Origin of the sequence: Pyxidicoccus sp. MSG2, from assembly GCF_026626705.1 — a bacterium.
Taxonomy (GTDB): domain Bacteria; phylum Myxococcota; class Myxococcia; order Myxococcales; family Myxococcaceae; genus Myxococcus.
Genome location: NZ_JAPNKC010000001.1, coordinates 5,766,049 through 5,779,434, shown reverse-complemented (window position 1 = coordinate 5,779,434; position 13,386 = coordinate 5,766,049). Strand labels below are relative to the sequence as shown.

Here is a 13,386-nt window from a genome sequence, read left to right as displayed (position 1 = left end):
AGACAGAAGGACTTGGGCCTACCCAATGATGTCAACACGCTCAACCACGGACACGATTCGCTCCCCCCGGACGACAAGCTCCCAGCTGATTTCATGGCGAAGGTCCGTCACCGGGTCGACCCCCTCGATGACGATGAGCGCCGTGTCTCCCTCGACCTCTTGCGACCTCACATCCACCTTGGACCAAGGCAGTTTCTGTTCGATGAACCAAACCGCGCCTGAATCAGCCAGTCCTACTGGCTCCTTCCGGTAGGTGAACCCATGGGCAAATCGCCTTGAGAAATCTGGGTTGCTCGCTGGGTCGATCCACCATCCGAGGAACTCATCGGCGATTTGCTTCGTCATCCCCATGTCGCCTCCTGCCCCTTCAGTCATTCCCCGAAGAGGTCAAAGAAGTCCATCACGTCCCCAGTCGTCGCATCACCACCCGCCTGGTGCGGTAGTGCACGAGCGCTGCCAACAACGAAATCAATTCTGTGAAGCCGTCCAGTCGCGAAGCGGTGTCCAGTGCTCACGTGGCTGCCCTTCAACCAAAAGAATAGAGGCCACGCCCTGATCAAAGATGCGCAAGGCATTGTAGATTGCAAATAGGAATCGACCCTGTTTCGGGTCTTCGCGGGTCGTCACCAGCAAGCAGGTCCACGGTCCGGTGATGGGCTTGAGAGCCTCGAAGCCGGTACCCACCTTGGCGGCGTGGATGCCGACGAACCTTGCGGGACCGGGTTGCCCCTGGCGCAATTCAACTGCGGCGTGCCTATTTTGGTTCGCGTTCTACGCGCTTGCGAGGACTCCCTGGAGGAGCCCGTCAGGCCGACGGGGGCGTGTACCAACTCTGGGTTCTCAGCCATGCCTCATAACGAAGATAGATGGCCCGAAGACCGTCCGAAGAGGTGCGCTCTTGGTGAAACATATCAAGCGTCGAGAGCAGGAACTCGACACGCTCTTTCTCAGAATGGTTTCCCTCGGAACGCTGAACCTCGGTCTCCCGCTTCATGAGATTGAGGACCAACCCAGCCCAGTGAAGATTGTTCCCCCCTCCTAACTGGGGCACCAACCACTCACGAAAGCCCATCAGGCAACCGCCCTCCGTCGCCGCATCGAAGCCAAGCAGGAACGCCACTGCCACGTCATAATCAACGGAAGGCAGGAACAGCCCTGGAGATTTGCGCAAGCGCTCGAAGATGCTGGACGATGTCATGGAATCCCTCCGCACAACCAAGATTTCGTTACTCGGGCTGCCGTACTTGACGAAGGTTCGTACCACTCGGTGCCAGCCTGACTCCTTCGTTTCTTCGTCCCAGGCCCACACCCGGTGCTCAGTTGCTACTTCCCCGATGGGGCGCTGACCATCCGCCGTGAGGACCGGAGCTCCGGCAACGAAGCAACCGTCCAGGTCATATCCGTCGGGAGTGGCCAGGAGCCCTGCTTGTGTCGCGTCGCCCCCCGGGGCAGCATCCCATGACAACTCCGATGCGCCCCTCTCGCCCCGCCCTGCTCGCCCTCGTGGTCCTCGCCGTGCTCGGTGCGGCCGCGGGAATCACCATCGCCCTGCGCTCCTCCCCGGAGCCCGTGCCTCCCTCCCCGCCCGTCGCCGCCGCGCCCGCACCCGCGCCCACCGTGACGGCGAGTGCCCCCGCGAGCCCCGCACCCGCGCCCGTGAAGGACTCCCACCCTCCCGTGGGCGCCTACGCCGGCTCCGAGGCCTGTAGCGAGTGCCACGAGGACGAGCACGCCGCCTGGGGCAAGGACTGGCACTCCCGCGCGCTCTCCCCGGCCACGTCGAAGTTCGTCGTCGGCAACTTCCGCAACACGCACTTCAAGGGCGACTCCAGCGAAGCGTGGATGCGCCGCGACGCCGAGAAGCACCTCATGCGCACCCGCGGCGCGGACGGCGAGCTCGCCGAGTTCCCCGTGAACTGGGTGGTCGGCGGCAAGCGCATGCAGGACCCCATCACCATGCTCCCCGACGGCCGCTGGCAGGTGCTGCCCATCTACTTCCACGTCACCGGCAAGGGCGAGTGGGTGGACTACTCGGAGACCAAGCAGGGCGCCCTCACCCCGGACCACCCCTTCTTCTGGGCCAACTTCCGCCGCAGCGCCCAGCACGCGTGCCTCGACTGTCACGTCACCGGGCTCGACGCGAGCTATGACCGCGCCTCGCACACCTGGAACACGCGCTTCACCGACGCCGGTGTCGCCTGCGAGAGCTGCCACGGCCCCGGCGCCCGCCACGCCGACACGCAGGACCCGAAGGACATCGTCCAGCCCGCGAAGCTCAACAACGCGCAGGCCATGGCCGTGTGCGCGCAGTGCCACGGCCCGCGCCGCCCGCTGTTCCCCATCCTCGACGGCGCCCACCGCTTCCAACCCGGCCAGCGCTACGACGACCACTACCAGCCCATCGTCCTCCTCGTCGGCAATGAGCGCTCCGGCGACTACTTCACCGACGGCCGCCCCAGCACCTCCAGCTTCGAGTACCAGGCCCTCATCCAATCCCGCTGCCACCTCCAGGGCGGCGCCACCTGCCTCACCTGCCACACCGCCCCCCACGAGCCACACGGCGCCAACGAGCTCGAGATTCCGAAGCCGGGGAAGACAGCCGCCCACGTCTCCGCCAGCGCCGCCACCTGCCAGCAGTGCCACGAGGACGTCTTCGCGCAGGGCAAGGCCCACACGCACCACACCGCCCGCGCCGCCAATGACTGTCTGTCCTGCCACATGCCGGCCGTCGTCTCCGGCGTGCTCGACAAGTTCGCCGACCACGCCATCGACGTGCCCGCCCCGGACAACACCACCCACCACGACATCCCCAACGCCTGCAACACCTGCCACGCCAAGGAGACCCCCGCGGCCATGTCGCAGGCGCTCACGAAGTGGTGGCCCCAGGCCGCCACGCGCCAGCAGCGCCGCCTGACGCTGGCCGAGGCCTTCGACGAGAAGACGGCCGCCACCAGCCGCCCCGCGCTGGAGGCCGTGCTCGCGGACACGGCGGAGGCACCCTCGCTGCGAGGGGTCGCCGCGAAGCTGCTGGCCCGCCGCTTCAAGCACGACGCCGTGCCCGCCCTGCGCGCCGCGCTCAAGGGCACCACCGACAGCCTGCTGCGCTCGGACGTCATCGACGGGCTCGGAACGGCGGGCGCGCGCGAGGCCGCGAATGACCTGGTGCCGCTGCTCGCGGATGCCTCCCTCTGGGTGCGGCAGGCCGCCGCGCTGACGCTGGCGAGCCTCGGAGACCCGCGTGCCATCTCCACGCTGGAGTCCCTGGCCTCGCGGCCGGAGACGTCCGGACTGGTGCAGCCGCACATCATGCTCGGCCAGCTCGCCGTCCGCCGGAAGGACCTGGGCACCGCCACCCGCGAGTTCGAGCGCGCGCTGGACCTCCAGCCCTACAACGCCGAGGCCCTCGTGCGGCTCGCCGACCTGTACGTCGTCCAGGGCCAGCCGCAGAAGGGCCAGGAGCGGCTGGAGGAGGCGCTGCGCTTCGACCCGCAGAGCAAGGCCGCGAAGCAGCGGCTCAACATGCTCCGCCAGGGGCGGTGAGCCGCTCCCCGTCGACAACCGGGCACGGGCGGAAATGAGCCCGGCGCCCCGGGACGCGGCGTTGCATTCGCAACACAGTCGCGACTCCGTCCCTGGCATGACTCCTGCCAGCCGCGACTTCATCCACTGCTGAGCACCCCGCGCGCTTCATTTGTCCACCAGACGCAGGGTTGCCCATGGGGACGTGGTCCCCGGGATGCGCGCCTCGTACCTCTGGGCGCGCCCCCATGAATGCCCTGCTGCTCGCAGCCTTGCTCTCCCGCTCCGGCGTCCTGCCCGGCATGCTGCTCGCCCAGGCGGACCCCGGCACCGTGCGGCAGCCGACCTCCGGTGCGCCCGCCACGCCCCCTCCCCCCGCTCCCGCGAGCCCGGGAGTCCAGACGGGGCCTCCGCGCACCGCTCCGGAGGCGCAACCCGGGGACATACCGCCACCCGCGCAGTTCCAGGTGTCGGACCCGATGCTGGAGCCCATCCCCCCCGCGCCCATGCGGGTGTCCTCGTGGAAGGAGGCGCTGGACCTGCTGCGCCAGCGCTCCACGGACCTGCGCACCGCACTCGCCCAGGTGGAGTCCGCGGCGGGGCAGCGGCGCATCGCCCTCGCGGGCCTGCTGCCGACCCTCACCGGCACCGTGGCCACCCAGTACAACGTGCTCAACCCCGACGCGACGACGTTCCTCGGCGGCGGAAGTGGAGGCGTCAGCGGCGGGGTGAGCAGCGGAGGAACGGACAGCCTGCGTCCCACCTCTCCACCCTTCCTGGGCACGCTGACCGCGTCGATGCCGTTGCTCGACCTCCAGGCCTTCGCCGTGCTGCACACCGCGGACGAGTCCCGGCGCACCGCGGCCCTCTCCCTGGCCGAGACGCGGCGCCAGCTCACGAGCGCGCTCGCCCAGGCGCTGGTCCTGGTGTCCGCACGGGAGCGGCTGGCCGAGGTCAACCGCGTCAACCTGCGCAACGCCCTGGAGCGGCTGGCGCTGACCCAGCGTCGGCTGGAGCTGGGCGCGGGCACCCGGCTCGACGTGGTCCGCGCGCAGCAGGACGCGGAGTCCGCTCGCACGCTGGTGGTGACGGGGGACGAGCAACTGCGGCAGGCGCGGGAGTCGCTCGGCCTGACGCTGGGCACTCCGAGCGCGGTGGGGCTCGCGCGGGACGTCCAGCTGGAGACGCTGCTCCTGAGCGCGAAGAAGGACTGCCAGCGACTGGCGGACCTGGACAGCCGGCCGGACATCGCGACGGCGCGCTCGCGGCTCACCGTGGCCGAGCTGCAGATATCGGAGGTGAAGCGGAGCTACCTGCCCACGCTGACGCTGGGCAGCACCGCGGTGGCCCTCACGGTGGAGGACGACTTCGCGGAGGTGCCGGCGTGGAACATCGGCGCCACCCTCGTGCTGCCCTTCTGGGAAGGCGGCGCGCGCGAGGGCCGGCTGCGGCAGACGCGGGCCGAGGCGGAGGTGGCCCGGCAGGACGTGGTGGAGTTGCAGCGCAACGTCTCGGTAGAGGTGGCGCAGGCGCGGCGCGGGGTGGACGTGGCGTCAGCGGCCCGCGACATCGCCTCGCGCGAGCGCGACCTGGCCGAGGAGAACGACCGCCTCACCCGGCGCAGCTTCGAGGTGGGCACGGGCACCAGCCTGGAGCTCATCGATGCCGCGGCGGCACTGCGGCAGGCGGAGCTGGCGCTGGTGGTCCGCGAGTTCGAGCTGGAGCAGGCGCGAGTCGAGGCATTCCTGGCGGAGGCGTCATGCGAGTGGTGAGGACTTGGAGCGCGGGGCTCATGCTCCTGGCGCTGGCGGCGTGCAAGGGCTCACCGGAGGACGGCCCCCAGGGCGGCCAGGCCGGTGCGGGCAGGGCCATGCCCGTCCAGGTGCAGGCGCTGGCCCCGGGACAGGTGCGCGACACCAGCGAGTACCAGGCCACGCTCATCTCCCGCAGCAGCATCACCGTCTTCCCGCAGGTCGCCGGCTACGTGCAGGAGATTCCCGTCCGTCCCGGCACCCAGGTGAAGCAGGGCGACGTGCTGCTGGTGGTGGACCCCCGCCAGCAGCGCGCCGGCCTGCGCGCCGCCCAGGCCCAGAAGGCCGCCGCCGAGGCCCAGCGCGAGTTCGCCGAGAGCACCCGCAGGCGCAGCGCACAGCTCCTGAAGGAAGGACTGCAAAGCAAACAGGACTATGACCAGGCGGTGGCGCAGGCCGAGCAGGCCGAGGCCAGCGCACGGTCCATCGAGGCGCAAATCCAGGCGCAGGAGGTTCAGCTCGGTTTCTACAAGGTGAGCGCCCCCTTCGCGGGCGTGGTGGGCAACTACCCGGTGAAGGTGGGCGACTTCGTCACGCAGCAGACGCCGCTCACCCAACTGGACCAGAGCCGCGCGCTGGAGGTGTCCGTGGAGGTGCCCGTCGAGCGGGCCCGTGACATCAAGGTCGGCGGCACGCCGGTGGAGGTGCTCGACGCGGACGGCAAGCTGGTGGTATCCGCGCCCGTCTTCTTCATCGCGGCGACGCCCGCCCCGGCCACCCAGCTCGTCGAGGTGAAGGCCGTCTTCGACAACACCGTGGGGCTGCGAGCCGGGCAGCTCGTGCGCGCGCAGGTGGTGTACGAGACGCGTGACGCCTTGCAGGTGCCCACCTTCGCGGTGACGCGCATCAGCAGCCAGTCCTTCGTCTACGTGGTGGGCCAGGGCGACGGCGGCACGGTGGCCTGGCGCGCCCCGGTGACTCTGGGCCAGGTCTCCGGCAACGCCTACGAGGTGATGGGCGGCCTGGACGCCGGCACCCAGGTGGTGGTCAGCAGCATCCAGTTGCTGCGAGACGGCCAGCCAATTCAGCCCACGCCCGCGAAGCCCGCGGCCCAGGGGGACTCCCACGGCGTGGGCGGCAGCGGCGACGGACAGTCCCAGCGCACGGACGCGGGCGGCAGCTCGACACCGGCGCAGTGAGGAGGCGGCATGTTTACTGACTTCTTCATCCGCCGGCCCGTCTTCTCCAGCGTGGTGTCCATCATCATCACGCTGGTGGGCGTCATCTCCATCCCCTCGCTCCCCATCGAGCAGTATCCGGACCTGTCGCTGCCCGTGGTGCAGGTGACGGCGACATACATCGGCGCGTCCGCGGAAACGGTGGAGAGCGCCGTCACCACCGTGCTGGAGCGCCAGCTCAACGGCGTGCAGGGGATGCGCTACATCTCCTCCACCAGCAGCAACACCGGGGTGAGCAGCATCACCGTCACCTTCGACCCGGGGCGCAACCTGGACCTCGCCGCGGTGGACGTGCAGAACCGCGTCGCCACCGCATCCCCGCAGCTGCCCGCCGAGGTCAACGCGCTGGGCGTCACCGTCAACAAGGCGCAGACGCAGCTGCTCATGGCCTTCGGCCTGTTCGACAAGGAGAACCGCTACGACACGGGCTTCCTCAGCAACTACGCGGACGTCTTCATCCGTGACGCGCTCCTGCGCGTGAAGGGCGTGGGCGACGTGCGCATCTTCGGTGAGCGCCGCTTCGCCATGCGCCTGTGGCTGGACCCCACGGAGCTGGCCCGGCGCGGGCTGGCGGCGACGGACGTGGTGAATGCGCTGCGCTCGCAGAACGTGCAGGTGGGCGCGGGCCAGGTGGGCCAGGACCCCGCGCCTCCGGGCCAGACGTACCAGTTCACCGTGCGCGTGCTGGGACAGCTCACCACCGCGGAGCAGTTCGGCCAGATTGTCGTGCAGCGCGGACAGGACGGCTCGCTGGTGCGGCTCAAGGACGTGGGCCGCGCGGAGCTGGGCGCGGAGAACTACGGGCAGATGTTGCGCTTCAACGGCCGCGATGCCGTGGGCCTGGGCATCTTCCAGCTCCCGGGCTCCAACGCGCTGGAGGTGCGCGACGGCGTCATCCAGGAGCTGGAGCGGCTCAAGGGGACCTTCCCCCCGGGCATGGCGTACCAGCGCGCCTTCGACACCACCGCCGCAGTGCAGGCGTCGATTGAGGAGGTGCTCCAGACGCTGGGCGAGGCCATCCTCCTGGTGGTGCTGGTGGTGTTCATCTTCCTGCACGGCTGGCGCAGCGTGCTGGTGGTGGCCACCACGCTGCCGGTGTCACTGGTGGGTACCTTCCTCTTCGTCAGCGCGTTCGGCTTCTCCATCAACACGCTGACGCTCTTCGGCCTCACCCTGGCCACGGGCCTCGTGGTGGACGACGCCATCATCGTCATCGAGAACGTCGAGCGCACCATGGAGCACGACGACGTGGACGCCCGCGAGGCCACCCACCGCGGCATGAAGCAGGTGGCCGGCGCGCTGGTGGCCATCGCCCTCGTGCTGTCCTCCGTGTTCGTCCCCGTGTCCTTCTTCCCTGGCACCACGGGCATCATCTACCGGCAGTTCGCGCTCACCCTCGCCTTCTCCATCAGCCTCTCGGCCCTCGTGGCCCTCACGCTGTCCCCCGCCCTCTGCGCGCTGCTCCTCAAGCCGCACGAGGGACAGAAGTGGAAGGTGTTCCGGCTGTTCGACCAGGGGCTGAACAAGTTCCGCGACGCGTACGGCGGGCTGCTCGTGCGGCTCACCGGGCCGCTGAAGTGGCCGGTGACCATCGCCTTCTTCGTGTGCCTCGCCGGCACCTTCTTCGTCTACCGCCTCACGCCCTCCGGCTTCATCCCCGGCGAGGACCAGGGCTACCTCATCGTCGCGGTGCAGGGCCCGGAGGGCACGTCGCTGGACTACACGCGACAGGTGCTCCTCCAGGCGGAAGGGGTGCTGCGCCAGCAGAAGGAGGTGCAGGACATCTTCACCGTGGGCGGCTTCTCGCTGCTGGGCACCGGCGCCAACTACGGCACCCTCTTCATCAACCTGCACCCCTGGGACGAGCGCACGAAGAAGGAGCAGAGCGTGGCGGGTCTGGTGGAGCGACTGCGCGGCCCGCTGCTCGGCATCGGCGGCGCGCGCGTGCTGCCCTTCGAGCCGCCCGCCATCCGTGGCGTGGGCAGCGTGGGCGGCTTCGAGTTCGTCCTCGAGGACCAGCAGGGCGGCCGCTCGCTGGCGGAACTGTCCCAGACGACGGATGCGCTGGTGGCGCGTGCCAGCCAGGACATGGGCCTGAGAGGCGTCTTCTCCTCGTTCACCGCCAGCACGCCGCTGCTGGACGTGCAGGTGGACCGCGAGAAGGCGCTGGCGCTGGGGGTGCCGCTGGACGCCGTCTTCTCCACCCTGCAGGTGTACCTGGGCAGCCAGTACGTGAATGACTTCACCTTCGCCAGCCGCGTGTACCGCGTCTACGTGCAGGCGGCCGTGCCGTTCCGCAACGAGCCCAAGGACATCAACGCGCTCTACGTGCGCGCGATGTCGGGGCAGATGGTGCCGCTGGAGTCGCTCGTCAGCGTGAAGCCGATTACCAGCGCGCAGAACATCCAGCACTACAACCTCTTCCGCTCGGCGGGCCTGAATGGCCAGGCGGCGCCGGGTCGCAGCACCGGGCAGGCGCTGGACGCCATGGAGAAGGTGGCGCGCGCGTCCCTCCCCACGGGCTACACCTTCGAGTGGACGGGCCTGTCGCAGGAGCAGCGCCAGGCGGGCAGCAGCGTGCTGCTCATCTTCGGCCTGGGCATCGTCTTCGTGTTCCTGGTGCTGTCGGCGCAGTACGAGAGCTTCGCCCTGCCCGCCGTCATCCTCCTCGGCGTGCCGGTGGCCATGCTGGGCGCGCTCGGCCTGCAGAACCTGCGCGGCCTGCAGAACGACGTGTTCTGCCAGGTGGGGCTCGTCATGCTGGTGGGCCTGGCCAGCAAGAACGCCATCCTCATCGTCGAGTTCGCCGAGCAGTTGCGCGGCGAGGGCCGCGGCGTGGCGGACTCCGCCATCCACGCGGCACAGACGCGCCTGCGCCCCATCCTGATGACGTCCTTCGCCTTCCTCATGGGCGTGGTGCCGCTGATGCTGGCCTCCGGGGCAGGTGCCTCCGCGCGCAAGTCATTGGGCACCACCGTCTTCGGGGGCATGCTCCTGTCCACCTTTGTCAACCTCATCTTCATCCCCGTGCTGTATGTGCTGGTAGAGACGGCACGCTCACGCGTCCGCAGGCACCACCCGCCGCGCACTCCACCCCCAGCGGAAAGCCCCCCGCGGCCACACTCCGTGTGAAACAAGCAAAACAAGCAATACTGATGCAAAAATAGACACGGGGGCCGTTCCGACCCGTATCCGTCACCAGAGAGGCTTTGTTATTCTTTGAAGCCTCAATGGCAAACTCCACGCGTCTCGATGTGCAGCGCCGAAGGCTCTACGCCCTGAAGCGTGCGCCAGCGCTCCGGCACACCAGCAACACCGTGCTGCTGCAATTGCTGGAGCGGGGCCAGGAGGCCCACTGGGCGAAGGACGCGGTGGTATGCGAGGAGGACCGGGACGCGGAGGGCTTCTTCCTGCTGCTGGACGGGGAGCTGGACGTGCGCCGGGGCGGGGAGCACCTGCTGACGCTGCGGCCGGGCACGCCGCTGGGCGTGGAGGCGCTGGTGGGTGGGAAGAACACCGTCACCGCGCGGGCCACCTCCGAGTCACGCGGCCTCTTCTTCCCCCGGGACACCGTCTGGGAACGGGTGCGGGCCCGCGCGGAGCCGCGGCAGGACGTGGGCCTCCGCGCGAAGGGCGCGCCCCGGCAGGAGGAATTGCACCCCAGCGCGGAGGTGGTGGCCTTCGAGAGCGACGTGCCGGACGCACCGCTGTCCACGCTCATCGCGCTGGTGGCGAAGGTGCTCGTGCGGGACTTCGGGGACCGGGTGCTGCTGCTGCGCGCGGAAGGCCCCGCCACCGGGGTGTCGGAAGGCGCCGACGGCGTGCTCCGCGCCTGCGCACCCACGCCGGGAGTGCCCGGCCGGGTGGATGCGGAAGTGCTCCAGCGGATTGCGCGAGAGCATGACGCGCACTACGTCTTCCTGGACGGCTGCCGCGTCACGGACACGTCACTGCCAGGAAAGACGGTGCGGCTGGTCCCCGGACCGCAACACGCGCGGCCTCCGCTCACGCCCGGACACCGCGTGCTGCCCACGGTGGTCATCGACCCCGAGAAGCCGTCCCGGGGCGCGGAGCTGGGCGGGCTGCCGCGGAGCGAGGAGCTGGCCGTGGACACGCGGGTGCTGCCTGCGTGCTGGCTTCGGCTGGGACTCCAGCGGATGGTGCGGCTGCCCGTGGGCGAGCGGCCCTTGGAGGACGTGGAGTTGAGTGATGCGGAGCAGGACGCACTGTCGCGCTGGGCGCGGGCCATCAGCCACCGGCGCGTGGGGCTGGCGCTCAGCGGCGGCGGCGTGTGGGGCTTCTACCACGTGTTCATCCTGCGCTGGCTGGTGGGCCAGGGCATCCCCATCGACTTCATCAGCAGCGCCAGCATGGGCTCGATGGTGGGCGCGTACTTCTGCGGCAGCGCGCTGGACGGGAAGAGCGGGCTCGAGGGGCTCTTGCGCCTGGAGGAGCGCGCGGTGAATCGCCAGCTCTCCCTGGCCGCCACGGGCGCGATGGTGACGTCGTATTCCCTGGAGCACTTCGTGCGGCAGGACTTCGGAGACACCTCGCTGGAGGAGCTGTCCGTCCGCTTCCTGCCGGTGGCGACAGACCTGGCGAGCGGGCACTGCGTGGCGCTGGAGCACGGGCCGGTGGCGATGGGGGTGCGCGCCAGCGGCTCGGCGCCCGGCGTCTTCGCGCCCACGCTGGTGCCGCCCGCGCGGTACGTGGACGGCGCCTTCACCAGCATGGTGCCGGCCAACGTGCTGCTGGGCGCGGGCGCGGACCTCATCTTCTCCAGCAACATCTTCCCCTTCGGCGTGCGCGACTCGGCCTTCATGCCGCGCACGGGGCTGGGCCGCTTCCTCGCGGGCCTCAACCCGGTGTCGCGGGCGCTGGACCTGGTGGCCAGCGGCGTGCTGCTGCTGCACCGCAGCGGGGACTCGGAGTCGCTGCTGGCGGACGTCAGCTACGACATCCCCTCGGCGGAGTTGCCGCTGCTCACGGCCATGGACTTCGCCCGCGCGCGGGACATCCTCGACCGGGCCGCCGCGGACGGCGCGCTGGCGGGGAAGCTGGAAGACTTGAAGGCGCACTGGCACCGGGTCAAGACGCGCGCCTGTCCCCAGGAGCCCCACCCCGGCGGAAGGCGGGCGGCATGATTCCCGTCCGCATCCTCGGCACCGCGAGCGTCCTCCCCGGCCGCGCCGTGACGACGGCGGAGCTGTGCGCGCGCGTGGGCCGCGACGCCGCGGAGGTGGAGCAGAAGTCGGGCATCCACACCCGGCACTTCGCCCCCCCGGGCACGAAGGCCGCGGACCTGGCCGCCACCGCGCTGCGCGGCGCGCTGGAGGTTGCGGGACTGGAGGCCCGGGCGCTGCGCCGCATCCTCTACGTCACCTCCATGGGCGGCGACGTCACCACGCCCGCCACGGCCAACCGCGTGGCGGCGGCGCTGGGGCTCTCCGGCACCTGTGACGCCATGGACGTGAGCAACGCGTGCATGGGCTTCCTCAGCGCCTTCGACCTGGCGACGCGCTCGGTGGCGACGGGCTGGGGGCCGGTGGGCATCGTCTCGGTGGAATTGCTGTCGCGCACCACCACCCCGGAGGACCCGCGCCCGTACCTGGTGCTGGGCGACGCGGCGGCGGCGGCGGTGCTCGGCGCGGGGCGCCCCGGCGAGGGCGTGCTGGGCGTGGCCCTGGGCAACGACGGCACGCTGCCCACGGACGTGGTGCTGGAGAACCCGCACGCCACCGGCAAGCCGGAGCGGATGCGCTTCCTCACGCCCAGCAAGGAGATGACGCGCGTGGCGTTGGACGCGCTGCTGGGGGCGGCGCGCTCGGTGCTGAACGAGGCCGGTGTGGCCCTGCGCGAAGTGGAGTGGGTGCTCACGCACCAGCCCAACGGGAGCATGCTGGAGGCCATCCTCGGAGCCATGGACGTGACGCTGGAGCGGAGCGTGCGCGTGGTGGACACGGTGGGCAGCGTGGGCTCGGCGTCGCTGGGCGTGGGGTTGGACCGGCTCTTGCGCACGCGGCCGGTGAAGCCCGGGGACCGGATTCTGCTGGTGGGCGTGGGCGCGGGCGTGGCGCACGGCGCGGTGCTGTACCGGGTGGGCGGATGAAGCGCGCGGGCGGCCTGCCGCTGGCCGCGTGGCTGGCCACCTTCCGGCTGCTCCGCCGCTACCACCGCTACGAGGTGGTGAACCTGGAGCCGCTGTTGCGCCCCGGCGCGAAGCTCATCGTCGGCTACCACGGGCGGCCCCTGGCGGTGGACCTGTGCATGCTGACGGTGACGCTCCACGAGCGCCTGGGCTACCTGCCGCACGGCGTGGCCCACGGCGCCTTCGGGCGGATTCCCGGCCTGCGCGAGGTGGCGGACGGGCTGGGCTTCGTCACGGGGGATGACCCGCGGCTGGCGGAGGCGGTGGCGAATGGCGAGCACGTGCTCTTGCAGCCCGGTGGCACGCGGGAGGGCTGCCGGAGCTTCCGCAATCGCTACCGCGTGGACTGGGGCGAGCGGCTGGGCTACCTGCGGCTGGCGGTGCGCTACCGGCTGCCAATTGTCCCCGTGGGTGGAAGCGGGATGGACGATGCGTACCTGGGCCTCAACGACGGCTATGCGTTAGGACGGCGGGTGGGGATGCCGGCGCGGCTGCCGCTGTGGCTGGGCGTGGGAGCGACGGGCGTGTGGCCCTTCTCCCTCCCCTTCCCCGTGAAGATGACGCAGTGGGTGGGCGAGCCGATGACGCGCCACCTGGAGCCCGGCTTCGACGCGGGCGATAGGGCCGCGATGCTGGCGGCCCACCACGAGGTTGCAGGTGCGGTGCAGTCATTGCTGGACAGAGCGCGCGAGCGGCCGGCGGAGCTCGGCAGGGGCCTGGGAAGGTAGAG

General features: G+C 70.4%; 9 protein-coding genes. 7 read left to right on the top strand and 2 right to left on the bottom strand.

What is annotated here, in order from left to right; all coding sequences use genetic code 11:
* Positions 1-18: 18 nt before the first annotated feature.
* On the bottom strand, positions 19-345 hold the full coding sequence (locus tag OV427_RS22560) for a hypothetical protein (RefSeq protein WP_267858210.1): 327 nt from the start codon (positions 343-345) through the stop codon (positions 19-21).
* 460 nt (positions 346-805) lie between these two features.
* On the bottom strand, positions 806-1,198 hold the full coding sequence (locus OV427_RS22555) for a hypothetical protein (protein ID WP_267858209.1): 393 nt from the start codon (positions 1,196-1,198) through the stop codon (positions 806-808).
* A 272-nt stretch (positions 1,199-1,470) separates the two neighbouring features.
* On the opposite strand from OV427_RS22555, the gene OV427_RS22550 reads away from it, so the two are divergent.
* The 7 genes from OV427_RS22550 (at position 1,471) to OV427_RS22520 (ending at position 13,384) form a co-directional block, all read left to right on the top strand.
* Positions 1,471-3,540 carry a HEAT repeat domain-containing protein gene (locus tag OV427_RS22550; protein ID WP_267858208.1) on the top strand — a complete coding sequence of 690 codons (2,070 nt, stop codon included), beginning with the start codon at positions 1,471-1,473 and terminating at the stop codon, positions 3,538-3,540.
* Between the two features lie 227 nt (positions 3,541-3,767).
* Positions 3,768-5,291: a TolC family protein gene (locus OV427_RS22545; RefSeq protein WP_267858207.1), complete on the top strand. Its 1,524-nt coding sequence runs from the start codon at positions 3,768-3,770 to the stop codon at positions 5,289-5,291.
* Entirely contained in the window at positions 5,279-6,469 is a 1,191-nt protein-coding gene (locus tag OV427_RS22540; RefSeq protein WP_267858206.1) for an efflux RND transporter periplasmic adaptor subunit, read from the top strand. The genes OV427_RS22545 and OV427_RS22540 overlap by 13 nt, the downstream gene beginning before the upstream one ends.
* 9 nt (positions 6,470-6,478) lie before the next feature.
* Positions 6,479-9,640 (top strand): efflux RND transporter permease subunit, encoded by a 3,162-nt coding sequence (locus tag OV427_RS22535; protein ID WP_267858205.1) that lies wholly within the window; start codon positions 6,479-6,481, stop codon positions 9,638-9,640.
* Positions 9,641-9,738: 98 nt separating this feature from the next.
* Positions 9,739-11,652, top strand: coding sequence for a cyclic nucleotide-binding and patatin-like phospholipase domain-containing protein (locus OV427_RS22530; RefSeq protein WP_267858204.1), 1,914 nt, complete (start codon positions 9,739-9,741; stop codon positions 11,650-11,652).
* Positions 11,649-12,617 carry a 3-oxoacyl-ACP synthase III family protein gene (locus OV427_RS22525; protein WP_267858203.1) on the top strand — a complete coding sequence of 323 codons (969 nt, stop codon included), beginning with the start codon at positions 11,649-11,651 and terminating at the stop codon, positions 12,615-12,617. The genes OV427_RS22530 and OV427_RS22525 overlap by 4 nt, the downstream gene beginning before the upstream one ends.
* Positions 12,614-13,384 carry a lysophospholipid acyltransferase family protein gene (locus tag OV427_RS22520; protein ID WP_267858202.1) on the top strand — a complete coding sequence of 257 codons (771 nt, stop codon included), beginning with the start codon at positions 12,614-12,616 and terminating at the stop codon, positions 13,382-13,384. The genes OV427_RS22525 and OV427_RS22520 overlap by 4 nt, the downstream gene beginning before the upstream one ends.
* Positions 13,385-13,386 lie beyond the last annotated feature (2 nt).

What these genes read in the sequence shown, in the direction of transcription:
- OV427_RS22560 (WP_267858210.1), bottom strand. Translation starts at nt 345, where the DNA reads ATGACGAAGCAAATCGCCGATGAGTTCCTCGGATGGTGGATCGACCCA.
- OV427_RS22555 (WP_267858209.1), bottom strand. Translation starts at nt 1,198, where the DNA reads ATGACATCGTCCAGCATCTTCGAGCGCTTGCGCAAATCTCCAGGGCTG.
- OV427_RS22550 (WP_267858208.1), top strand. Translation starts at nt 1,471, where the DNA reads ATGCGCCCCTCTCGCCCCGCCCTGCTCGCCCTCGTGGTCCTCGCCGTG.
- OV427_RS22545 (WP_267858207.1), top strand. Translation starts at nt 3,768, where the DNA reads ATGAATGCCCTGCTGCTCGCAGCCTTGCTCTCCCGCTCCGGCGTCCTG.
- OV427_RS22540 (WP_267858206.1), top strand. Translation starts at nt 5,279, where the DNA reads ATGCGAGTGGTGAGGACTTGGAGCGCGGGGCTCATGCTCCTGGCGCTG.
- OV427_RS22535 (WP_267858205.1), top strand. Translation starts at nt 6,479, where the DNA reads ATGTTTACTGACTTCTTCATCCGCCGGCCCGTCTTCTCCAGCGTGGTG.
- OV427_RS22530 (WP_267858204.1), top strand. Translation starts at nt 9,739, where the DNA reads ATGGCAAACTCCACGCGTCTCGATGTGCAGCGCCGAAGGCTCTACGCC.
- OV427_RS22525 (WP_267858203.1), top strand. Translation starts at nt 11,649, where the DNA reads ATGATTCCCGTCCGCATCCTCGGCACCGCGAGCGTCCTCCCCGGCCGC.
- OV427_RS22520 (WP_267858202.1), top strand. Translation starts at nt 12,614, where the DNA reads ATGAAGCGCGCGGGCGGCCTGCCGCTGGCCGCGTGGCTGGCCACCTTC.